Below are 23,057 nucleotides of genomic sequence, written 5' to 3'. Positions count from 1 at the left end.
AGGGGTTCAGTTCAGGCGCCCGGATTCCCCGCCTGGGCGAGCAGCTCGGCTAAATGCAGCGCCTTGACCCGCGACCCGCGCAGGCCCTGTTGCAGCTGGCGCAGGCAGCCGGGGTTCACCGCGACCACGTAGTCCACGCCCGCCGCCTCGATCTCCGCCAGCTTGGGCGCCAGCACCTTCCGGCTGTCGGCGCTCCGCAGCAGCGCGTACGTGCCCGCGGCGCCGCAACAGCCGCCCGCGCTGGGTAGCTCGACGTAGTCCGCCACGGCCTTGATCAGCTCGCGCGGCTGGCGCGTCACGCCCATGCCGTTGCGCAGATGGCACGAGTCCTGCAGCGCCACGCGCGCCCGCCGTCCGTCGACGCGGACTTCACCGTCCGGCCAGGCGTTCAGCTCGACGAGCCACTCGCTGAGCTCCTTGACCCTGTCGCGCCCGAGGTGGGCCGACAAGTGCGCGGCACAACCACCGGCGGTCGTGACGATCGTGCCGGACAGTTGCTTTCCCAGCTGCCGCGCCATTTCCGCGCCCTGCGCCGACTCGCCGTTGTGCGCGTGCAGCGCTCCGCAACAACCCTGCGCCGACGGCACCTGGATGCCCGGCGCGAGCCGCCGCACGGCGCGGCTCACCTTGGGGTACAACCCACGTTCGACGCAGCCGAGCATCAGCGAGAACGGCCTGCCGCTGTCCCGGGTCCGCGCGTGCCTGCGCACGATTCCCTGCAACCGCAACAACCACCGCCGCGCGACCACCGTCATCAGCAGGCGCGCGACCACCGGGCGGTTGCGGCCCTGCCACTGGTGGTCCCGCCACTGTTCGAGCAGGTTCCCGTACTGCACGCCCGCCGGGCACACCGGCTCGCACGCGCGGCAGCCGAGGCAGAACGAGGACTGCTCCACCAGTGTCTCGTCGTCCGGTTCGAGCCGGCCCGTTTCGAGCGCCCGCATCAGCGTGATGCGCCCGCGCGGCGAGGATGTCTCCTCACCGGTCAGCGCGTACGTCGGGCACGCGGGCAGGCAGAACCCGCAGGAGATGCAGCGTTCCAGCAGATCGTCGTCGAAGATCACGAGCCGACCTTTCCGGGGTTCAGGATGCCGGCGGGGTCGAACGCGGCCTTGATGCGGCCGAGCAGCCGCACCTGGTCGGTGCCCAGCCGGTCGGCGAGGAACGGCAGCTTCGCCGCGCCGACGCCGTGCTCACCGGTGATCGTCCCGTCGAGGCGGATCGCCGTCGCGAAGATCTCCGCGAAAGCCTTGTGCGCGCGCTCCACGGCCTCTTCGTCCTCGGGGTCGAGCACGCACGTCGGGTGCAGGTTCCCGTCCCCCGCGTGCCCGAAGGTGGCGATGCGCAGGTTGAAGCGCGTGGCGATCTCGTCGATGTGATCGACCATCTCGGCCAGCCGCGGCCGCGGCACGGTGACGTCTTCGAGGATCGTCAGCGAGGCCAGGCGGGACAACGCGGGCAGTGAGCAGCGCCGGGCCGCGAGCAGCGCGTCGGAGCGGGCGACGTCGTCGGCGAGCGTGACCTCCAGCGCGCCCTCCTCGGTGCAGATCTTTCGCAGCCGCACCAGGTTTCCCGCCACCACCTCGATCGGCCCGTCGTCGCCGAACAGCAGCAGCGCGCCCGCGTCGCGGCGCAACCCGAGCCGCGCGTACTCCTCGACCGCGCTGATGCACTTCTGGTCCAGGAACTCCAGCATCGCCGGCACGATCCCGGCGGAGATGATCGACGCGACCGCACGGCAGGCGTCCGAGAGGCTCTCGAAGTACGCCACTCCCGTGCCCGTCTCGGCTGGTTTCGGCAGCAGCGCCACGGTGACCTCGGTGATCACCGCGAGCGTGCCCTCCGAACCGGTGAGCAGGCGCGTCAGGTCGTAACCTGCCACGTCCTTCCACAACCGCCCACCGGTCCGGATGACCTCCCCCGTCGGCAGGACCGCTTCGAGGCCCAGGACGTAGTTGCGCGTCACGCCGTACTTCAGCCCCCGCAGGCCGCCGGCGCACGTCGCGACGTTGCCGCCGACCGTGGAGGTCGTGCGGCTGCCGGGATCCGCGACGTACAGCAGGCCCTGCGCGGCCACCGCGTCGGCCAGCCGCGCCGTGGTCACCCCCGGCTGCACGCGGGCCAGCAGCTCGTCGCCGCTGATCTCCAGGATCCGCGTCATCCTGGTCAGCGCCAGCACGATGCCCCCGCTGAGCGGAACCGTTGCCGCGCACAGGTTCGAGCCGGCGCCGCGCGGCACGACCGGTACCCGGTGCTCGGTGGCGAGCCGCAGCACGGCGGAGACCTGCTCGGTGGTCCTGGGGAACACGACGATGTCCGGCTGGGCCTCGAACAACGGGGTGGCATCCCGGCCGTAGGCGGCCAGGTCGCCTGGGGCGAGCCGTATGCCGTCGAAGCCCACGATCTCCTGCAGCGCGTCGACGACGCCGTCCGGCAGTGCCATCAGGCCAGACCGCACACGGTGCGTTGCCTGCCGAGCCCGGCGACCTCGATCTCCATCACGTCGCCCGCGCGGAGGTAGTCGAACCGCCCGGACAGCGCGACGCCCTCGGGCGTGCCGGTGTTGACGAGGTCGCCCGGTTCGAGCACGAGGAACTGCGAGAGGTGCCAGATGATCTCGGCGACGCCGAAGATCATGTCCGAGGTCTTCGAGTCCTGCCGCGGGTCACCGTTCACCCACGACCGCAGCTCCAGCACCTGCGGGTCGGGGAGCTCGTGCGCGGGCACGAACCAGGGCCCGACGGGGTTGAACGTCTCGCACGACTTGCCCTTGCTCCACTGCCCGCCGGGGCGGCCGAGCTGGAAGGCGCGCTCGGACACGTCGTTGGACGTCACGTATCCGGCCACGCACGCGCGGGCCTCGTCGAGGCTTTCCAGGTACCGCGCACGCTTGCCGATGACGACGCCGAGCTCGGCCTCCCAGTCGGTTTTCACGGAACCGCGCGGGATCAGCACCTCGTCGTACGGGCCGACGACGGTGTTCGGCGACTTGTGGAACAGGATCGGCTCGGCGGGCGGCTCGGCGCCGGACTCCGCCGCGTGGGCCGCGTAGTTCTGCCCGATGCACAGGACGGCGCCGGGGCGCGCGATGGGCGCCCCGATGCGCAGCCCGAGCACGTCGGTCTCCGGCAGCTCCCCCGAGTCGAGGGCGATGCGCGCCCGGCGCGGCCCGTCCTGCGCCAGGAACCGCCCGTCGACGTCCGGCGTCAGCGGTCTCAGGTCGTAGTACCGGCCGTCTTCGAGCAACACCGGCCGCTCCTCGCCCGGCGCCCCGACCCTCAGCAACTTCATCTCAACGTCCTTCTGGTTCGAACGGGTACAACGGCTTCCGGCGGTGCTCGTAGCGGAACCGCTCCAGCCCCATGGCGGTGACGCCATCGGTGTCGACGACGACCATCCGCTTCGCGATCGGCGCGTACGCGGCCCTCGGGGAGTTGACCCCCTTGGCCACGACCACCTGGTAGGCGGACGGATCGACGCCGACGCTGAGGAGCTGCTGAAGGCTGGAGCTGAGGATCGCCTTGGTGGTGAGCACGAGTGTGTGCCCGGCGTCGGTTTCGAGCACCGCCGTCGGGCCCATGTCGAAGAACCGGTAGCCGCCGTGCGTCGGCTTCGGCTCCTCGAACCGGCCATCGGAAAGCGTTTTCACGTGCCCGGTGACCGGCACCGGCCGCCCCGCCGAATGCGGGTTCTTCGCGCCCACTTCGAGCCGGACCCGGGTGCCGACCCCGGCTTCCACGCAGCGGCGCACGGCCTCGGGATCCCACAGCGTCTGCACCAGCGAGCGCACCCCTCGCGCGACCGCTGCCTGCAGGATCGCCGTCGAGTCGCCCGGCGCACCCCCACCGATGTTGTCGCCGACGTCGAGCAGCACCACCGGGCCCGGGCCACGCACGGCCAGGTCCAGCGCGTCCTCGACGGTCGTTCCGCGGGCCTGCAGGTCCGCGCGCCGCCGCCACACCTCGTCGGCCAGCTCCTGCGCCGCGGCCTGGGCGTGATCGGCGTCGCCGTCCGCGATCGCGAGGCAGGACATGCCCATGTGCGGCACGTCCGCGTACGGGAAGCCCTCCAGCAGGCTCACCGACAGCAGGCCCGGTTCCTCCGCCAGCGCCCGCGCCTTGTCGACGAGGTCGGCCATCGGCGGTTCGTTCGTGTCCTGGCGCGCGATGTTCACCACCAGCGGCAGCTGGACCAGCGCTTGGGCGGGCCGGATCTTGCCGTCCGCGGCGGCCAGCACGAGCCGCGTGCAGTCGATCGCCCGCTCGCGGGCGTCCACGTGCGGGTTGGTCTGGTACGCCAGGGTGATCGTGAGCGCGTCGACCAGCTCCGGCGAGACGTTGGCGTGCATGTCCAGCACCGCGCCGATCGGCACGCCCGGTCCGATGATCTGCCGCACACGCGCAGCGATCTCGCCGTCGGCGTCCGGCAGGTGCTCCGCCACCGCGGCGCCGTGGATGTTGAGCAGCACCCCGTCCCAGGGCCCCTGCTCCCACAGCCCTTCCAGCATCTCGCCGACCAGCGACTCGAACGCCTCCTGCGTGATCGCGCCGACCGGCGTCACGAAGGCGTGCAACAGCGGCACGAGTTCCACGCCCAGCCGGCGGCACTCGTCGAGGTAGCCGCCCGCGGGCGTCGACGAGCCGGCGTACTCGTCGACGATCTCCTGCCCGCGGAACACGCCACCGTTGTCGAACAGCCTCCGGTCCGCCTTGTACGGCGAGAAGGTGTTGGCCTCGTGGAACAGACCGAGTGTCGCGAAGCGCACCGGTCACTCCCCCGCGTAGGCCACGACGTCGATCTCGAACTTGATGAGCCCGCCGAGGCAGCCGGTCAGCGTGGTGCGCGCCGGCAGAGGTTGCCCGAAGTACTCGCGGTACAGGCGGTTGAACTCCGGCACGTCGGCGGGATCGTCCACATAGGCCCCCACCTTGACCACATCGGACAGTCGCAGCCCGGTCTCGCCGAGGATCCGGCGGACGTTCTCGATCGACCGGTGCATCTCCTCCGCGAACGTGCCGGGCACGATCACGCCGTCCTCGACGGAAGCCTGCCCCGACACGAACACGAAGTCGCCGGCGCAGACGTACGGGGAGAAGCTCGCGGTGTTGCCGTCTCGCTGCACGCGGACCTCACTCGTCACTGCGCCACCCATTCGCTGACGGCCTTGTCGAACCGGGACAGCACCGCTTCCAGCTCGCGCTGGCCGTGCGCCGCCGAGACGTACCAGACGCCGCGACCGGTGACCCAGATCCCGTTGTCGACGAGCACGCGCGAGAGCGATTCGTAACGAGCCAGGTCGAGTTGTTGCAGCGTTCGGTAGTCCGTCACCTCCGCGTCACCGAAGGAGACGTGGAACGCCTGCGGCAGACCGGAAACGCGCAGTGGCAGCCCGCGCTCGGTGCCGATGTCGCGCAACCCGGCCATGAGCGCGGTGCCGTGCGCGGCGATCCGCTCGTACGGCGGGTTTTCGAGGAGGCTGGTGAGGGTGGCGGTGACGGCCGCGGTCGCCATCACCGAGCTGTTGAACGTGCCCGAGTGGTTCACCTCGCCCGTGCCGAAGCGGTTCATCAGGTCGGCGTTGCCGACCAGCGCCGCGACGGGGAAGCCGCCCGCGATCGCCTTGCCGTAGGTGGCCAGGTCCGGGGTCACGCCGTAGCGCCCGGCGCCACCGTCGAGGCCCAGCCGGAAGCCGGCGATCACCTCGTCGAAGATGAGCACGGCGCCGTGCCGCGTGGCGAGTTCGCGCACGCCCTGCAGGTAGCCGGGCAGGGGTTCGATCACCCCGGCGTTGATCATGACCGGCTCCATGATCACGGCGGCGACCTCGTGCCCGTGCCGGTCCAGCGCCTCTTCGACGCTGCGCAGGTCGTTCCACGGCAGGATGATCGAGTCGGCCAGGTGGCTCTCCAGCTGACCGGCGCTGGCGATGCCCCACTGGCCGTCGCGCTGGCCGAGCAGCACGTTGTCCAGCCAGCCGTGGTAGTGCCCCTCGAACCGGATCAGCTTGGTGCGGCCGGTGGCGGCGCGCGCGAGCCGCAGCGCGGCCTGCACCGCCTCGGTGCCCGTCATGCTGAAGCGGATCATGTCCGCCCAGCCGACGGCCTGGCACACGAGCTCCGACGCCCGCACCTCCAGCTCGTGCTGCCCGCCGAAGACCACACCGTCGCGGCACGCCTCGAAGACGGCGTCGATGATGTGTTTCGGGGCGTGGCCGAGGAAGTTGGGGCCCTGGCCGAGCAGGTAGTCGACGTAGTCCCGGCCGTCGACGCCGTAGAGCCAAGCACCCTGCGCGCACTTGATGAATTCCTGTGAGCCGCTGAGCCGGACGTTGGAGTGCACTCCGCCCGGTGTCCGCACGAGCGCTCGGCGCCTCAGCTCTTCGGACTGGGTGAGCAGCTGCGGCCCTGCGTTGTCCATCGACGATCCCTTCAGACGCGCGTCGGTGCCCGAGCCCAGTCGGGTTTCACCTAATGAAACAGCAGATCTGCCAGATAGCTTCAAGCTACGGTGACGGGCAGGAGGCGTCAAGGGGCCGTACCCCGCACCGCCGAACGCCAGAGGATGACACTCGGCGCAAAAGTGTCACTGGGCATTGACGGAATGCGTTCTGGCCCCCTGACATGCCGGTTCCAGGGGCGGTAGCATCTGAAACGCAAACGTTAACTCTCGAAATGAGGTAGACCGTGAGCCGCCGCAGGAAGCAAGATCCCGATGACATGACTCCTCAGGACACCGAGGGTTCCGAGGAGGAGCGCGACTATTCGGTTCGCGCTGTCGAGCGTGTTTGCCTGATCTTGAACCTGCTGCAGGAATCGGTCGACGGGATCACCCTCAACGAGGTGGCCCAGACCACTGGGCTGCCGAAGTCGTCGGCGTTCCGCTACCTGTGGACGCTGGAGAACCACCGCTACGTGGAGCGCGACGAGGAGGGCGGGCTCTTCCGGCTGGGGCTGGGGTTCGTCGGCATGCAGTCACGGCACCTGGAGATCCTGCGCGAGCGGGCGCGGCCGTCGCTGGAGCGCCTGCGCGACGAGTTCGGGGAGACCGCGAACCTGGGCCTGCTCGACGGTGATCACGTGATCTACATCGACATCGTGGAGAGCCGGCGGGGCGTGCGCCTGGCCGCGTCGAGGGGCGACCGCGACCCGATCCACTGCACGGCGCTGGGCAAGGCGATCGCGGCGCAGCTGCCGGAGGAGCGCGTGCGGGACCTGCTGGACCAGACGGGCCTGGTGAAGCGCACGGGCAACACGATCACGGCCATCGACAGCTACTTCGACGAGCTGGCGAAGGTCCGCAAGCAGGGCTACGCCCTCGACGACCGCGAAAACGAGGACGACGGCCGCTGTGTCGCCGCCCCGCTGCTGGGCACCCACCTCCCGGTGGCGATCAGCATCAGCGGCCCGTCATCCCGCTTCTCACTGCAGGACGCCAAGCGAGCGGCGAAGACGTTGATCGAGGTCGCGTCGGGCATCGCCACGAACCCGGTGGGTGTGTCCTAGGGGTGTAGTGGGGGGGTTCAGGCACGCCGGAGCACGCGACCAGTAAGCCGGAGAGGTATCCGTTTTAGGGTGGTTCTACGGCGACTACTATCCTAGGGCGCATGTTCTCCTAGTTGACCAGCCACCATTCGACGGGTAAGCCCGGTCGAACCATCGTTACAGCAGGTAGTTGTAAAGAGGTGGAGCTTGTTGTCAACGCATGACCAGCATGAACACGTTCCACTGCCCGGCGGGGCAGTCATGTCCATCCTCCGAGGTGCCACTCAAGCGGGACCAACACTCGCGATACTCGGCGGCGTTCACGGGGACGAGGAGGAGGGGGTCCTAGCTGTCCGGCAATTGTTGACACGTCTTGCCGACATAGATTTTGTGGGCGTAGTAAAAGCCGTCGCGCCGGCGAATGCAATTGCCTGGTCCGCCTGCAGCCGCAGAAATCCATTGGACGGAGGAGACCTGGCACGCAGTTTTCCAGGCCACGGAAGCTCCGGGCCGACAGCCGCTATTGCAACCGCAATCACCGAGAAGGTAATCAAGGGAGCTGATCTCCTAATTGATCTGCACTCCGCCGGATTGCGGTACTGCATGCCATTGTTTTGCGGCTACATCGACACTCCTGACGCAGCGAAGGCTTGCCACCGTGCTGCTATTGCTTTCGGCACGCCGCTGGTGTGGAAGCACGACAAGACCCCTGAAGGTCGAAGCATCACGATTGCGGCTTCATCGGGCATACCTGCCATTTATGCCGAATGTGGCGGCGGAGGAGCGATCAAGAGAGATCACCTCGACGCCTACGTGACTGGCGTACTATCGGTTATGGCTGATCTAGAAATGCTTCCAAGTTCTTACCGCTACTCAAATTCGACAACGCCACAATATGTGATAAGCGGGCAAGGCGATTTGGATCAGGCAACCAAGGCTACCCATAGCGGTTTCTTCGTAGCCTCAACAGAAGCGGGATCCTTCGTCAAACACGGAGATAAAATAGGGCAAATCTTTGACTACAACGGGGATCTTGTTGAAGAGTTTTACGCACCCACAGACGAAGTAATCATGTTCCTCCGCCGACAAGCCCGAATACAAGCCGGTGAAACCGTGTATTCTTCAGGTTTGGCCACCAGTAGAGGGAACGACACGGATCCCATCTGAGACCAAGACACCGTCTGCCACAACGCTGATGCGTATCCAACCCCGGGTTGCAATCCGGGGTTGGATACGCATTCAGGCACAATCACTGCAGCGACTCCAACACTTCAACGGCTTCAGTAACACCGCCCTCGTCACGGACCGCGACCCCGATCTCCCGAGCACGCCTCGCCATGTTGCCATCAGTCACCGCAGCACATACCGCATCCGCAAGCGCCTCGGGGGTAAAGGCCCGCTGTGGCAGCGGAGGCGGCGCAACGCCTAAATCGTGCATCCGCCGACCATGGAAGGGCTGATCAAGAACAAATGGGCAAACGACCTGTGGTCGTCCAGCCAACAATGCCGCACCCGTAGTTCCGCTACCCCCGTGGTGGACAACAGCGTCCACCCGAGCGAACAGCCAATCATGCGGAGTGTCGGAGATGTAGAATACGTCTTCAGAATGAGTACCCGCTGAAATTCCCCCCCATCCCGTTCCCACCACAGCGCGGACGCCTGCCAGTCGCGTAGCTTTCACCACGGCGCGTTGGGCAGCGGTCGCGTTATCGCCTAACATACTCCCGAAACCGATATACACGACCGGCCGAGTGTCCAACTCGATAAAACTATTTAACTCTACGGGAGGAGACCAATCGGAACCGCTGGGCAAAAACCAGAACCCCGTGGTATGAACTGAAGCTGGATAAGCCGCAGGCGATGCGATATACCGGCTGAATGCTTGCAATACGGCCGCCGATCCACCATCCGGCCTCCGGAGAAAATTTTGCCGTCCCCGCCTAGACGGCAACTGCAATACTTGTCGACGCCATCCGGCCGAACTTCCTAGTGCAGCACGATACCACAAGCGAGTGGAAATATAGGAAAGCTTGTTGAACAGCGAAGGCACGGGGAATGGGCACAGCGGATCAGGAAACTCCGACGTGGGAACCCACATCGGCTGCAGACAGACCGCAACGGACGGAATACCCAACTTTTCAGCGATCTCATTGCCAGGCAGGACGACATGGTGCACCAATAGATCGGCATTTACATCCGAAACGGATACTATGTCCCGTAAAACTTTCGCCATGAGTGGACGATGCTTCCGGAGGAGTTGCGCGGCAAGCTTCTTACCCCGGAGTCCCCGGTAGTTGAGTCTATACGCCTCCTGCACAACCGGGTCATCTACCATTTCATTTGGGCCATCGTCGATCGGTAACATCTCCACGCCATGGTCGACCCCAAAAGGAACAAGGGAACGCGGCGCGGCAAGCACGGCCCTGTGGCCAGCCTTATCCAGCGCGCGGCTCAAGGCGACATAAGGCTGGACATCACCACGGGTTCCATGAGTCAGGATCAGAACTTTCACCGAAACCACCCCACAACCCGTGACCCTGACACGACTGACCAACGCATGGGCAACGACCACCTCGCCGTCGAATCAGAGAGTGAGACTTTCGAAGAATAGTTGTCCCCAGGATGAGGCAGGAAAGGGGCGAATTCCACACGATCCAGCCAAGTCGGTCGCCGACAGGCACTCTCCGGTCAGCGCACCACAAGCCTTGATTGCACCACACAAATCGGCTATTTTACTAGACGAAACCACTGGTACGCGACGACCTCACGAGGAGGGCACACATGGCATCCGCCAGGACAGAGCAGGCCAACCCGTTGCTTAATAAACTCAACCTAACCCAGAAGGTGCAATTGATCAGCGGAGCAAGCTACTGGACAACCTGTCCACAGGCCAGCATCGGTCTCGGCAGTATTACCTTCTCGGATGGACCTAGCGGTGTCCGCGGAACCACTTGGGATGAATGTTCACCCTCGACCTGTCTGCCATCACCTACGGCGCTTGCTGCCACTTGGGACGAAGCACTGACCATGCGGCTGGGCACGTTGTTGGCCCACGAGGCCCGGCGCAAAGGAATACATGTGTTGTTGGGGCCAAACCTGAATCTCCACCGTAGCCCCCTAGGCGGCAGGCACTTCGAGTGCTTCTCAGAGGACCCATTACTTACCGCTCGGATCGGCGCGGCCTACATCCGTGCACTGCAAGCACAAGGTGTCGGCGCAACGCCAAAACACTTTGTCGCCAACGATTCCGAAGCAGAACGCTTCACTGCGGACGTGCGGGTGGACGAGCGCACTCTTCGGGAGGTCTACCTGGCACCCTTTGAACAGGCAGTGACCGTCGGCGCGTGGTTGCTCATGTCAGCCTACAACCGAGTGAACGGCGTTACAATGACCGAGCACTCACTCCTACGCGACCCTCTGAAAGAAGAGTGGGGTTTCGATGGCGTGGTGATCTCGGACTGGCTCGCCGTCCGCTCAACCGTCGCAGCCGGAAATGGCGGCAATGACCTTGCAATGCCAGGGCCGGCCACAGCATGGAGCGATCGACTCGTCGACGCGGTTCTGGCGGGTGACGTGCCCGAGGCGATTATCAACGACAAAGTGGCTCGGCTTCTGCGCCTGGCGGACCGCGTGAAGGCATTCACGACTGACCGCGAACCTGACGACGGTCTGGTCCAGCAGAACGAGCTGAAACAAACGTTGCTACAGCAGGCGGCTGCCAGTTCCGCGGTGCTGGTTCGGAACGAGAACGGCCTCTTGCCTCTGAATCCCAACCGGCTCAAACGGATTGCAGTGATCGGCCCCAACGCGCTCGTTGCCCAAATCCAGGGTGGAGGTAGCGCAGCTGTTATTCCAGAAAAGACCGTCTCACCGCTTGAGGATATACGCGAACGCCTCCTTCCAGAGACAAAGGTGGCCTACGCCGCCGGGGTGGACTTCGGCTCGGAGTTGCCCCTCATGCCATTGGAAATGTTGCGGAACCCAGAGACACGACGACCGGGTGTGCGGGTTCGCTACCTCGACAAGGACGGGCAGGTAATAAGAATCGAAAATCGGCAAGCGACTCAGCTTATATGGCTGGACGATGGCCTGGTCGATGTGGACCTCATCGAAATAGAAACTTGTTTGCGGGTTTTGGAACCGGGAATTTACAGGATCGGCGTTGGCGGAAACGGAGCTATCCGCTCGCCAGGGACCTATCGACTTGCCGCCGATGAGCAGATTCTCGTGGATGAAGTGATCGACAACCATGAGAGCGGACAACCCGGAACCGCTGTGCCGGCGGCGCCAGGAACAGGTGAGGTTGAATTGCATCAAGACCAAGAAATCGCTATACGCCTATCGCATCAGATAAAATCTGGTGCGATAGGCGTACCAACAGGCGTCACCCTCAGCTTACTACTCGGTCGTGCTCAAACGCATGAAGAAGCACTGGCTGCCGCAGTAGACGTGGCGCGAGATGCGGATGTGGCGATCCTCATCGTCGGCACTACGAACTATGATGAAAGCGAAGGCGCAGATCGTGCGACCATGACGTTACCTCGTAGACAGAACGAACTCATAAACAAAATCGCGGCCGTCAACAAACGCACTGTAGTGGTATTAAATACTGGTGCACCGGTAGAAATTCCCTGGCATAAGGCGGTCGACGCGCTTCTGCTGTGCTGGTTTCCCGGCCAAGAAGGCGGCAAGGCGCTCGCTGACATCCTGTTCGGCGCACGCGAGCCAGGTGGCAGGTTGCCGACCACCTGGGCCACTTCGGAAAGTGATGTACCGGTCCTAGTTACACAACCGCAGGACAACCAACTCGTCTACGCGGAGGGCCTACACATCGGTTACCGAGCATGGGCACGCACAAAGGTGAAACCTGCCTATTACTTTGGCCACGGATTAGGATACACCGAATGGCAGCTGCACGCTTTGAAAGTACCAGATACAGCTTCCCTCACCAGTCCGATAACAGTCCAGGTGCGATTGGCAAATGTCGGCCTCCGGCCCGGACGAGAGGTAGTGCAGGTTTATCTCCAGCGGAAGCTTTCCGTGATCGACCGACCGATTATATGGCTTGCTGGATTCTGTGGAGTTCAAGCAGATCCTGGGCACGGGGTAACCGCCGAAATTCACATTTCGCCGCGTAGCTTCCAACATTGGTCGGAACAGTCGCACTCATGGGAGACGGAAACTGGAACCTTCACTATACTTGCAGGCCGCTCTGCGGGTGACCTTCCCCTCAGTGCACCTGTAACGATCCGCAGTAGTTGATCCTCTCGCCGGTCTCGCACAGCTACGTTATCTATTTCTTTTTGACACCTCCCCTCATACGGCCAGGGCATTCACACCTTCGCGATTGACGCCCACAGAGTGATCATCGCCCGGCGCGACGTGGTCCTGCCCCCGGAGTTCGTCCGGAATCTACCGATGCCGCGCCGATACTGCCGATTACATTTGCCGAGAGCTGGCACCCTTCGCTCCCATACCTGTCCCATCCGAGGGCACCAGGAGTTCTGCCGCTTGCCTTCAGGGCCACCTGTCGGCCAGTAAACCAACATTCACCTTCGCCGAACCTACCGGGCTAGTACTGCAACCGCAGTTAGGTAAGTGGGTAGCCGCGGCGTTTGTAGTGGCTGAGACGGGCTTGGTGTTGTCGTCGGCGGCGCCAGCGGGACCATCACCCGCCTCACAGGGGGCTGGATCGAATTACACGGATCTGCACAGCGAGCCGCCTGATCACGCGATCGGCCGGTCCCGCGGAGGCTGGAGCACCAAAGTGCATCACCTCGTGGACGGCAACGGCAGGCCGCTGGTGGTTCTGGTGGGTCCGGGCCAGGCCGGGGATGCACCAATGTCCCTGCAACTGATGCGCCACCTGCGCATCCGCCGGAATGGGCGCGGTCGGGCTCGCACGAGACCCGACCGCGTCCGTGGTGACAAGGCCTACTCCTCGCGGTCGATCCGCCAGCATCTGCGCGCCCGCGGCATCGTCGCGGTGATTCCCGAACCTGCCGATCACCGCGGGCACCGCAAACGCCGCGGTTCCCGCGGTGGTCGCCCACCGGCATTCGACTCGACCGACTACCGCGGCCGCAACGTCGTCGAACGCCGGTTCAGCCTGCTCAAACAACGGCGCGGCCTGGCTACCCGCTACGACAAGCTGTCCATCGTCTACCGCGCCGCGATCGTCCTCCACGCCGTGACCACCTGGACCAAGACTTTGTCAGACACTGCCTAGAGCGGTCGCTCAGACCTGCTTCGCCGTGTCGCCGCCAGCGGTTGATCCACTTGCTGGCGCACTGCCGCGAGATGCCCATCTCGGCGGCGACGTGGGCGATCGGGCGGCTCTGACAACGCTGCACGAGCCGACGTCGGCCTTCGACAGACAGTGGAGCATCAGGGTGGCGCATGGACGGGTCTTTCTGCTCGACGGACGAGGGGGTCGCACTTCTCATCCTGCCCCCGAAAGACCCGTCCCCTCGCCTCAGGCTCCCTCCGCCGACATCAAAGTCACGACCCGCAACAGGTGTTCTGTCCGGGAGGTTGCGAACGGCGGGGCACGTGATCGAATGATCTTGGAATGAGGGAGGACCTTCGGGTTTGGTGTGGATCACCACAATCTGCACCACACCTCGGAGGTCCTCGTGTCACACCGTAACGCCCCGCTGAGTCCGACTGGCAGACTGCGCCTGGCCCGTTGTGTGGTGGACGAGGGATGGTCGCTGCGCCGGGCCGCCGAGCGTTTCCAGGTCTCGGTGACCACGGCCAAGCGCTGGGCCGATCGCTATCGCCAGGACGGTGCGGCCGACATGGTCGACCGGTCCTCACGCCCGCACCACAGTCTCCGGCGCACACCCACTCGCACTGAACGCCGGATCATCAAGGTCCGCGTGCAGCGGCGGTGGGGACCGGCCCGGATCGCATTTTTCCTGCACCTAGTGCCCTCCACCGTGCATCGAGTGCTGGCCCGCTACGGCCTACCCCGCCTGGCCCATCTCGACCGAGTCACCGGCCGGCCGGTCCGCCGCTACGAACATGCCACTCCCGGTGAACTGGTCCACGTGGACATCAAGAAGCTGGGCAACATCCCCGACGGAGGCGGGCACCGCGTCACCGGTCGGCAAGCAGGGCAGCGGCATCGCACCCGCACACCCGGCAAAACCCTCGACGCAGGCGGCAACAGCCATGTCGGATACAGCTACCTGCACAACGCCGTGGACGACCATTCCCGGTTGGCCTACACCGAGATCCTGCCCGGACGAGAGGAAAGAGACGGCGGTCGCGTTCTGGCGACGAGCCCAGAGCTTCTTTACTGCCCACGGCATCACGACCCAGCGGGTACTGACCGACAACGGTTCGTGCTACAAGTCCAGACTCTGGCGCGACACCCTCGCCGATGCCGGGATCACCCACAAACGCACCCGCCCCTACCGACCTCAGACCAACGGAAAGGTGGAGCGATTCAACCGCACGCTTCTCGACGAAATGGGCCTACGCCCGGCCCTACCAATCTGGAGCCGAACGCCGCGAAGCACTGCCACGATGGCTACACACCTACAATCACCACCGCGGCCACACCGCACTCGCAGGCCACCCACCCGCCAGCCGCCTACCTAACCTCCCGGGACAGAACACCTAGGTCGTGTTCCTCGTAGTCGCGTTCACCGGTAAAAGATGTTGCGGCTGAGCCGATACCATAGTATCGGCACGTCGCCGCCACGTTGCCACTGACATTCTCGGCGTGCCGTAGCACGGCCAGACGCCGGTTCACACGCCTGACCAGGTTTTTCTACCTCGAAACAAGCTCAGCCAGGTGCCTTCCTACATCAGGAGCCCAGGCCGCCAACAACCTCCGCCAGTTTTGGACCAGCCGTCCTTGTGACCAACCGCTTGGCGCAACCAGCATTGCAGCGCTACCACAAGGACACACAATACGCTGACAGAAGTCAGGCCGACTGTGCCACAATCTCGTTGGGTATTTGCTTTTTACCGTTCGCTAGCGCACTATCGAGGCTCACTGCGTTAGCTGCTTCGATCAGAGTCTTGGTGTATGGCGAGCCGGGATCAGCTACAATATCCTCAGTAAACCCGGATTCGACTATTTCACCCTTACACATAATTAAAAGGTACTCACACATCCGGCTGACCACCGCGAGGTCGTGTGAAACCATAACAAGGGTGAGTCCCAACTCAGCCCTAATGTCCATCAGTAAATTCAACACCTGCGCTTGGACAGACACATCGAGAGCGCTAGTCGGTTCGTCTGCATACAGCACGTTTGGATTAACAAGCAAAGCACGCGCAATCGCGACCCGCTGCAACTGTCCGCCCGACAGTTGATGCGGATACCTACTCAAAATCTCATCGTTAAGGCCGACGTCTCGGAGCTGCCTCACCAACTCATCGATCGAAGGTGATCGCCTCTCGATAGCCTTCACGGGCTCCGCAAGCGATGCCCCTATACGCATTCTCGGATCGAACGAACTCGCCGGGCTTTGAAAAATCATCTGATTCTGGCTTCTGAAATCACGCGGCACTTCTCGAACCCAGTCCCGAAGCTCCCGGCCGGCATACAGGCAACTGCCGGAATAGGATGGAAGAAGCCCGCAGAGTACACGGATAAGGGTAGACTTTCCCGAACCCGACTCTCCAACCACTCCGATTGTGCTGCCTCTTTCAATCTCGAAATCAAGACTGTCGAGTTCCCATTTTTCCGAGCGGCGTTTCGATCGGATTCCAGCGTAGCTAAATCGTAACCCTCGGGCTTCAACAAGCAGACCCATGTGACTCCGCCTCCCGCATGATGGTCGGATTCCAACACCTGAACGCATGACCGTCTTCGAGCAGGGTTAACCGCGGCTCTTCCACACACGCCGGCAGCTCGTGCCTACAGCGCCCGCGAAATCTGCAACCTTGCGGAAAGGCACCTGGCGACGGCACGTTCCCTTCAATCGGAATGAACCGTCGCCCGAGCCCAATCTCACTCGTTCCCACGCAAACACGACCCGGATTTGAGGCGATGAGCGCTTCCGTATACCGATGCCGGGAGCGCTCGAGCACGTGGCCAATCGGCCCCATCTCCATCAATCGCCCGCCATACAGAACCGCCATGTATTCACTCACAGCTCGCACGACACCCAGATCGTGGCTCACAAACAACAAGCCCATATTATGTTGCACGCTGAGGTCGTTGATTAGTTCCAGAATTTCTTTTTGCACCGTGGCGTCCAAGGCCGTAGTTGGCTCGTCCGCGATGAGTAGCTTGGGCCGACAAGCGATTGCAATAGCAATCATTACCCTTTGTCGTTGACCGCCTGACAATTGGTGAGGGTAGCGACGCATGAGCTTCTGGGGATCTGGTAATTGAACCTGCTCCAGGAGTTCTAGAACTCTCGCACGTATATGTGCCCGCGACTGTCGCCTGTGCAATCGAATCGCTTCCGCAACCTGTCGACCCACGCGCATCATCGGGTTGAGCGCTCGTTGCGGGTCCTGAAATATAACTCCGACCAACCCTCGCCTTGAGGCCGCCAGTTGCCGATCAGTCATGTCGATCGTTTCCTGGCCATTGAGCCGGATAGAACCTTTGACGTCAACCACCCCTGGTGCCAGGCCGGCGATGCTCATAGCCGCCATCGTCTTACCTGATCCGGATTCGCCAACAACCCCAAGTCGTTGGCCGGCAGCGAGATCGAGACAATCTATCGTCACTATTTCCTGGCCGCGAATAGAAATTGAGAGGTCCCTTATTTGCAATATCACGCGATCACAGCCTTTGTCTGGTGCGGATCAAAGGCTGATCGCAATCCGTCGCCCATCAAGTTGAACCCAAGAACCGCTATGACAATCGCCAGGCCAGGAAAGACAACCAGATAAGGAGCAGTGTCAACGGTAGCCTGAGATTCGTTGAGCATAAGCCCCCAGGACACCTCCGGCCGCTGCGACCCCACGCCTAGATATGACAGCGCAGCCTCCACCAGGATCGCCGATGCGAACATCACCGAGGCCAGTACGATGATTACAGACGCCACATTTGGTAGGACATGTCTGAACAGAACGAACAAACGCGATCTCCCATACGAGTAGGCGGCTTCGATATACTCGAGAGCAAGCACCTGTTTCGCCGGCCCGATAGTAACTCGTACGACAATAGGAATAAACGAAAATACGATAGCGATGATCGCTGCGGTTTTTCCAGCTCCTATCGCCGTCGCAAGAACCAGTGCAACCAGGATACCCGGAAGTGCGAGGCCCACGTCGGTTACACGGATCAGCACACTCTGTATACGTCCCTCAATCCCGGCTATGACAAGGCCTAATACGACACCGGGGACCACTGCAACCACGGTAGATACAACGCTTACCAACAGTGAAACCTTCGCGCCCGACATCAACTGGGCGAGAACGTCTCTACCCAACGCGTCCGTTCCCAGAAGATGAGCTGCAGTGCCAGGAGATGCGAACTTGTGCGCAATGTCAATCCGGTCCACGTCATAGGGAAGCCAAAATAACGAGACCACGCCGGTGCCAATGAAGAGAGTCATCAGTACTGCGCCGACCATGAATGACAGCGATACACGCCCGTTCCAGTTCACTGGCTACTCCTCTCCGCGTCCCGTATCCTCGGGTCCAAAAGTCCGTAACAGATATCCATTAGAAAGTTCATCCCGAGAATCAATAACATAATGACAAAGACCGTGGACTGCACAACGATTACTTCGCGTCCTTCGATGGCGCTCATCAGTAGACTACCAAGCCCCGGGAGCGCGAAGACATTCTCTATAACAACGGTGCCCGCAAGTAGCGATCCGAGCTGCAGTGTTCCCACTGTCAATAGAGAAATGGAAGCGTTTCGCACACCATGGACTAGGATCGCACCACGCAGTGTCCGTCCTTTTGCGCGCGCAGTGCGCATGAAATCCTGGGTTAGAATGTCTAGCATCGCGGATCTCACGTATCTGGCGAAGACCGCGGTCATCGGAATAGTGAGGGCTGTCACCGGCAGTGCGAGCGTCTTCACGCTCTCTCCCGGGTTCTGAATCCACGGGGTGTATCCGCCAGCAGGGAACCAACCTGCCCGCACCGATAGAAAGGTGATTAGAAGGAGTCCACCCCAGAAGACGGGAACAGCAATTCCAAATTGGGTCAGAACGTCGATCACTCCGCTACGAAGTTTGCCGACGTTGGTTGCCGAGTAGCTCCCAATAACCAGGGCCAGGATGCTCGATACGAAAATCGAGATGAGGACCAGACTCAAAGTTACACCGAGACGTGAACCGATTTCATCGGCGATATCATATTGAGCAGCGAAAGATTGGCCTAGCTGTCCTTTGATTATCCCAAATAGCCAGTCTGTATATTGTATAAACCACGGACGGTCGAGTTTCATCTGTGCACGCAGAGAAGCTAGCGATTCCGGCGTCGCACTTTTCCCAAGAATCACCGCGGCAATGTCGCCACCGAGCACTCGAAGTAGCAAGAAGATTACCATGGAGCCCGCTAACGCGGATGCCATAAGCATCACAGTCGATCGGGCTACGAGACGATACATCTTGGCTCCTACTGGCCTCGACAGCCTGCGGCAACATTGCCGCGGCCCCTATTTACCGTCCACCCATCGGATGGCACGAAGATCGAACTCGCTCGCAACCGAGAACCGCTTGATTCCGGTTACCTGATCGGTGTGAAGGACGCTTTGTCCGATTGTCGCTAGGGGTATCAGGTAAGCTTGGTCGGCGTGCAACTCAACCGCTTGCCGACGGAGGTCTGCCCACTGGGTTCGATCCTTAGCGGTATCAGCCCGGGCCAGCAGGTCGTCGAACTGCTTCAAGCAGGCGCCGGTGAAGAACCCCGGGCATTTCCAACTATCAATCTGCTGAGGGCCGCTGATCACCGTTGCCTCGTAGTCCGTCTTGGTGAGGACGCGGTCAACGTAAGTGGCTAGATCAAGATTTATTGGCTCGAGAGTCACGCCGACGTCTTTTAGTTGCTGCGATACTATTTGCATCCACGTGGAGTAACTCGACCCAATGTAGGGAAACTGTAGCGTTAAGTTTTGAATTCCTACCGAGGCGAGGAGTTGCCGTGCTCGTGCAGGGTCGTAAGGATATGGGCAGTGGTTTGTGTTCCAAGGCTGGTTGGGCGGGTTAACCATCGCACATGTTGGCGTGGCGATACCGTCTATGCCCTGAACAAAAGTGTTACGATCAACTGCGTAGGCAATCGCTTGTCGAACGGCGGGATTTTGCAGCTTTGAGTCTTTGGCATTAAGGCTGATGTAGCCGATCTCGGAACCGCTCACGGGATCACTTGCTAAACCGGGGGTAGCCTCTGCCTTTCGCACCTGCTGCTTACTTTGTACGGCGGGCATGACGTCGACATCATGCGCAAGAAGTGCGTTGAGGGCAGCATTTTTATCCGTGAAGAATCGCCATGTTACTTCACGAATTTTCGGCTTTGCTCCCCAATAATTTTCGTTCGAAGTAAGACTGACTCGCACACCGTGCTGCCAATCCGAAAACACAAACGGCCCTGTACCAACTGGATTCTTGCTCAGAGATTCTGCCGAGCCCTGGGGGATGATTGCCACATCTTTGGATATGCTCGTCAAAAAGGCCTGACTGGGCTTAGTCAGAGTAACCCGAACAGTTCGCGGATCAAGCTCTTCCACCTGCCGAACCACAGATAGGGGGCCGGATATGGTTGACAATGTGGAGCTTTTCGCTGCGTTGAGAGAATAGACAACATCGGCAGCTGTTACCGGTGCGCCGGTATGAAAGTGCGCATCTCGGGTCTTGAACGTGTACTGGGTACCCGACGTATCGACTTGATACGACTCAGCCAAAAGCGGCTTGAAGCTGCCGTCTTCATTCTGTTCTATTAACGGCTCAAGAACGTTGTAGAAGAGCAGAGAGCGCACAGCTGTCGAGGAGTTGCGGAGGAAATTCCAATCCGCTGGTTCCTGGGTGAACCCCACGGTCAACTTGGTCGCCGATTCAGATCCTGTGCCACTGCCTCCTCCGCTACCGCAAGCCGCGGCCGAAGCGGCAACGAGTGTGCCGATAAGCAGAACCTTCAAGGGATGTAAGTAGTCGCGCCACCCGCGTTCCACTCTTTTGTTGATCTTGTAGCAAGGCACGAAGTCACCTCCGCAATCGGGGTACGGACAGCCATGGAACCGGGCCGACGCGGACCTTTCGAAGCCGTCCTCGGGCTACGTAACCTCGAAGAGAGCCCAGCAGGGATCCGTCGCATCTGGCGACGCGAGCCAGGACTACAGTTGTCTCACTGACTGAATCGCAAGTTTCAACCAAGTTAGTTAGTTAGGAGTCACTGTGTCAAGGGCCGGATCGCCTCGGTACGATGACAGGGCAGAAGGGGACAGCACCAACAGCCTTCGTCGGGCTCACTATGTACGTCGCAAGTGCTGAGCTCGACCGTACGACCTGCGCGCGCTAAGGGATGTCACGTAATCCCGGTGGCGGTCTACTCAGCGGGTAGTTGATCGTCGCGGTGTGGTGTAGGTGATCACAGCGTCGAGATCGGAGTGGATCGCCCCGTTCACCGGGCTGGAACCAGGTCAGTTCCGCAAGCTGGTGCGGCTGGTGGCCCAGCGGGGCGGAAGGGCGATCGCAGACGGGCGGCCAGGTCCGCCGTGGGCGTTGCCGCTGGCAGACCGGGTGCTGCTGGTGGCGACCTATGGCGAACCAATCTGACCATGGGTCAGATCGGCCCGTTGTTCACTGTCTCACATGCTGCGGCCCATCGGGTGATCGACACGATCGGGCCGCTGCTCGCGCTGGCGCCGGTACGTAAACGCCGGATCGACTCGGTCGCGATCGTCGACGGCACCCTCGTGCCAACCCGGGATCACCGCCTGGCTGCCCCCAGCAAGAACTACCGGTACTCCACAAACGTGCAGATCGCCATCGATGCCGACACTCGCCTGGTCATCGCCACCGGCGACCCTCAACCCGGCAACCGCAACGACTGCACCGTCTACCGGACGTCCGGTGTCACAGACCAACTCGGCGATCAGCCGGTCATGACCGACGGTGGCTACCAAGGCAACGCCGAGGCGATCATGCCGTTCCGCAAACCCTGCGACGGCAGCGATCTTCCCGGCTGGAAGGAAGAACTCAACTCGATCCACCGCACCGTCCGCGCACGGGTCGAACACCCTGGCCCGCATGAAGTGCTAGAAGATCCTCCGCGACTACCCGCCGCGCCGCCAGCACACTCAGCGACACAGTGTCCGGAATCGCTCATCTCCACTACATCGCACTCACTGGGTAACCGAAACGCCAGCGGCCCCAACCGGGTCTGTAGCACGAACGGTGTTTCCGGCGTTGTTGATCAGTAGGTTTCGGCGGTGGGCCAGCGATCACCGAAGGTGATAGCGAACGCGTTGATCACGGGCTTCCAGCGCATCGTCCATCGGGTGCGGCCTGTCCCGGCGGGGTCAGGCTGCGGTCACAAGATGCAGGCATTTCAACACTGCTTGTTCGGTGGGGGAAGTGCTCGCGTGCTCGCACGGCTCGCCGGTAGCGAGCATTCAACGACTCGATGGCATTGGTGGAGCAGATCATTCCGCGGATCTCGACGTCGTAGTCAAGGAAAGGAATAACACTTCCCATGCGTTCCGCCATAGCCTGATCATTGCCGGATATTTGCGTCCCCACTTCTCCTCGAGTTCATCGAGTGCCACGAGGGCTGCATCGGGGCTGGGTGCGGTGTAAATCGGTTTCACATCACGCTTGAGAGAGTCCCGGTGCTGCCGCGCGACGAGCCGGAACGTATTGCGGATAAGGTGTACGATACAGGCCGTCGCAGACAAGGAAGAACACGTCCGTGACGCCGCGGTTCTTCAGGTCGACCAGGACGCTCATCCAGAACTTCGCGCCCTCGCCACCGGTACCCCTCATCCACATCCCCAGCACGTCTTTGCGACCGTCCACGGTGACTCCGATGGCCGCGTAGACGGGCCGGTTGGCGACCTGCCCGTCACGCACCTTGACGGCGATCGCGTCGATGAACACGGCGGCGTACACCGAGTCGAGTGCACAGCCGACCCATTCCTGCATCTCCGCCACCACGGTGTCGGTGATCCGCGATATCGTTTCCTTCGACACTGACGTCCCGTGGATCTCACTGAAATGCGCGGAAATCTCTCCGGTCGTCATTCCCTTGGCGTACAGCGACAACACGACCTCGCCCACATCGGTCAGCCTGCGCTGGCGTTTCTTCACGATCTGCGGCTCGAACGTCGATTCCCGATCTCGCGGAACCTCGATCTCGACCTCGCCCACCGCGTCTGTCACCACAGTCTTCGACCGCTGACCATTCCGCACATTCGACGAGTCCCGGCCCGCCTCGGCACGATTCTTCTCATGCCCGAGGTGCTCGGTCATCTCCTCGTTCAGGGCCGTTTCCAGCACCTTCTTGGTGAACAGCTTCAACAGCCCGTCGGGGTCCGGTCAGCTCCAGGCCACGGGCCTTCGCCTCGGCCACCATCCCCGCCGCAGCGGCCTGCTCCGGCGACCGTTGCCGCGCCGGCTTCTTCCCACTCTTACCGGGATCCATAGG

Annotated in this window: 16 protein-coding genes and 4 pseudogenes; 6 read left to right on the top strand and 14 right to left on the bottom strand. The window is 62.3% G+C overall.

Translation table 11 applies throughout. From position 1 onward, the window contains the following. Window positions 1-11 precede the first annotated feature (11 nt). Genes FHX82_RS02940 through FHX82_RS02915 form a run of 6 tightly spaced genes read right to left on the bottom strand, consistent with a single transcriptional unit; the run spans window position 12 to window position 6,417 of the window. Window positions 12-1,064, bottom strand: coding sequence for a (Fe-S)-binding protein (locus FHX82_RS02940; protein WP_145933057.1), 1,053 nt, complete (start codon window positions 1,062-1,064; stop codon window positions 12-14). Next, window positions 1,061-2,443, bottom strand: coding sequence for an FAD-binding oxidoreductase (locus FHX82_RS02935; RefSeq protein WP_145933056.1), 1,383 nt, complete (start codon window positions 2,441-2,443; stop codon window positions 1,061-1,063). Before FHX82_RS02935 ends, FHX82_RS02940 begins: the two co-directional genes overlap by 4 nt. Beyond that, entirely contained in the window at window positions 2,443-3,291 is an 849-nt protein-coding gene (locus tag FHX82_RS02930; protein ID WP_145933055.1) for a fumarylacetoacetate hydrolase family protein, read from the bottom strand. Before FHX82_RS02930 ends, FHX82_RS02935 begins: the two co-directional genes overlap by 1 nt. Before the next feature lies 1 nt (window position 3,292). Continuing rightward, a complete protein-coding gene (locus FHX82_RS02925) occupies window positions 3,293-4,765 on the bottom strand; it encodes a M81 family metallopeptidase (RefSeq protein ID WP_145933054.1) in 1,473 nt (490 codons plus the stop codon). A 3-nt stretch (window positions 4,766-4,768) separates the two neighbouring features. Next, entirely contained in the window at window positions 4,769-5,140 is a 372-nt protein-coding gene (locus tag FHX82_RS02920; RefSeq protein ID WP_229881215.1) for a RidA family protein, read from the bottom strand. Beyond that, entirely contained in the window at window positions 5,137-6,417 is a 1,281-nt protein-coding gene (locus FHX82_RS02915) for an aspartate aminotransferase family protein (RefSeq protein ID WP_145933052.1), read from the bottom strand. The genes FHX82_RS02920 and FHX82_RS02915 overlap by 4 nt, the downstream gene beginning before the upstream one ends. Before the next feature lie 299 nt (window positions 6,418-6,716). On the opposite strand from FHX82_RS02915, the gene FHX82_RS02910 reads away from it, so the two are divergent. Both FHX82_RS02910 and FHX82_RS02905 read left to right on the top strand, forming a co-directional pair. Beyond that, complete coding sequence (locus FHX82_RS02910) at window positions 6,717-7,502, top strand: IclR family transcriptional regulator (protein ID WP_145933051.1); 786 nt, start codon at window positions 6,717-6,719, stop codon at window positions 7,500-7,502. A 240-nt stretch (window positions 7,503-7,742) separates the two neighbouring features. Next, window positions 7,743-8,648 carry a succinylglutamate desuccinylase/aspartoacylase family protein gene (locus FHX82_RS02905; RefSeq protein WP_145933050.1) on the top strand — a complete coding sequence of 302 codons (906 nt, stop codon included), beginning with the start codon at window positions 7,743-7,745 and terminating at the stop codon, window positions 8,646-8,648. Between the two features lie 82 nt (window positions 8,649-8,730). Here the strand turns inward: FHX82_RS02905 and FHX82_RS02900 are convergent, their stop codons facing one another. Next, window positions 8,731-9,993, bottom strand: a complete 1,263-nt coding sequence (locus tag FHX82_RS02900) for a glycosyltransferase (protein WP_145933049.1) — start codon at window positions 9,991-9,993, stop codon at window positions 8,731-8,733. A 269-nt stretch (window positions 9,994-10,262) separates the two neighbouring features. Between FHX82_RS02900 and FHX82_RS02895 the strand changes: the two genes are divergently transcribed. After that, window positions 10,263-12,743 (top strand): beta-glucosidase family protein, encoded by a 2,481-nt coding sequence (locus tag FHX82_RS02895; RefSeq protein WP_145933048.1) that lies wholly within the window; start codon window positions 10,263-10,265, stop codon window positions 12,741-12,743. A gap of 358 nt (window positions 12,744-13,101) precedes the next feature. Then, on the top strand, window positions 13,102-13,710 hold the full coding sequence (locus FHX82_RS02890; protein WP_183176445.1) for an IS5 family transposase: 609 nt from the start codon (window positions 13,102-13,104) through the stop codon (window positions 13,708-13,710). Here FHX82_RS02890 and FHX82_RS02885 read toward each other — a convergent pair. Further along, a pseudogene (locus FHX82_RS02885) lies at window positions 13,694-13,882 on the bottom strand (helix-turn-helix domain-containing protein); the annotation flags it as partial. The gene FHX82_RS02890 and the pseudogene FHX82_RS02885 overlap by 17 nt on opposite strands. A 234-nt stretch (window positions 13,883-14,116) precedes the next feature. Between FHX82_RS02885 and FHX82_RS02880 the strand changes: the two are divergent. Further along, window positions 14,117-15,111 (top strand): annotated as a pseudogene (locus FHX82_RS02880) (IS481 family transposase). 307 nt (window positions 15,112-15,418) lie between these two features. On the opposite strand, the gene FHX82_RS02875 reads toward FHX82_RS02880, so the two are convergent. From FHX82_RS02875 to FHX82_RS02855, 5 genes are read right to left on the bottom strand one after another with little or no spacing between them, the layout of a single operon-like run. After that, window positions 15,419-16,255 (bottom strand): ABC transporter ATP-binding protein, encoded by an 837-nt coding sequence (locus FHX82_RS02875; protein WP_183176444.1) that lies wholly within the window; start codon window positions 16,253-16,255, stop codon window positions 15,419-15,421. Beyond that, a complete protein-coding gene (locus FHX82_RS02870) occupies window positions 16,239-17,183 on the bottom strand; it encodes an ABC transporter ATP-binding protein (protein WP_261377090.1) in 945 nt (314 codons plus the stop codon). Before FHX82_RS02870 ends, FHX82_RS02875 begins: the two co-directional genes overlap by 17 nt. Before the next feature lie 47 nt (window positions 17,184-17,230). Next, window positions 17,231-18,067, bottom strand: a complete 837-nt coding sequence (locus FHX82_RS02865) for an ABC transporter permease (protein WP_145933045.1) — start codon at window positions 18,065-18,067, stop codon at window positions 17,231-17,233. Continuing rightward, complete coding sequence (locus FHX82_RS02860) at window positions 18,064-19,023, bottom strand: ABC transporter permease (RefSeq protein ID WP_145933044.1); 960 nt, start codon at window positions 19,021-19,023, stop codon at window positions 18,064-18,066. The genes FHX82_RS02865 and FHX82_RS02860 overlap by 4 nt, the downstream gene beginning before the upstream one ends. Before the next feature lie 48 nt (window positions 19,024-19,071). Next, window positions 19,072-20,610 carry an ABC transporter substrate-binding protein gene (locus tag FHX82_RS02855; protein WP_145933043.1) on the bottom strand — a complete coding sequence of 513 codons (1,539 nt, stop codon included), beginning with the start codon at window positions 20,608-20,610 and terminating at the stop codon, window positions 19,072-19,074. Window positions 20,611-20,995: 385 nt separating this feature from the next. Here FHX82_RS02855 and FHX82_RS02850 point away from each other — a divergent pair. After that, window positions 20,996-21,767 (top strand): annotated as a pseudogene (locus tag FHX82_RS02850) (transposase). Window positions 21,768-21,883: 116 nt separating this feature from the next. Here the strand turns inward: FHX82_RS02850 and FHX82_RS02845 are convergent. Next, window positions 21,884-22,882, bottom strand: a pseudogene (locus tag FHX82_RS02845) (IS256 family transposase). Between the last annotated feature and the right edge of the window lie 175 nt (window positions 22,883-23,057).

The sequence above is a fragment of the Amycolatopsis bartoniae genome (assembly GCF_014191255.1).
Lineage (GTDB): Bacteria > Actinomycetota > Actinomycetes > Mycobacteriales > Pseudonocardiaceae > Amycolatopsis_E > Amycolatopsis_E bartoniae.
The sequence above is the reverse complement of the archived record's forward strand: the minus strand, read 5'-3'. Positions and strand labels throughout refer to the sequence as shown.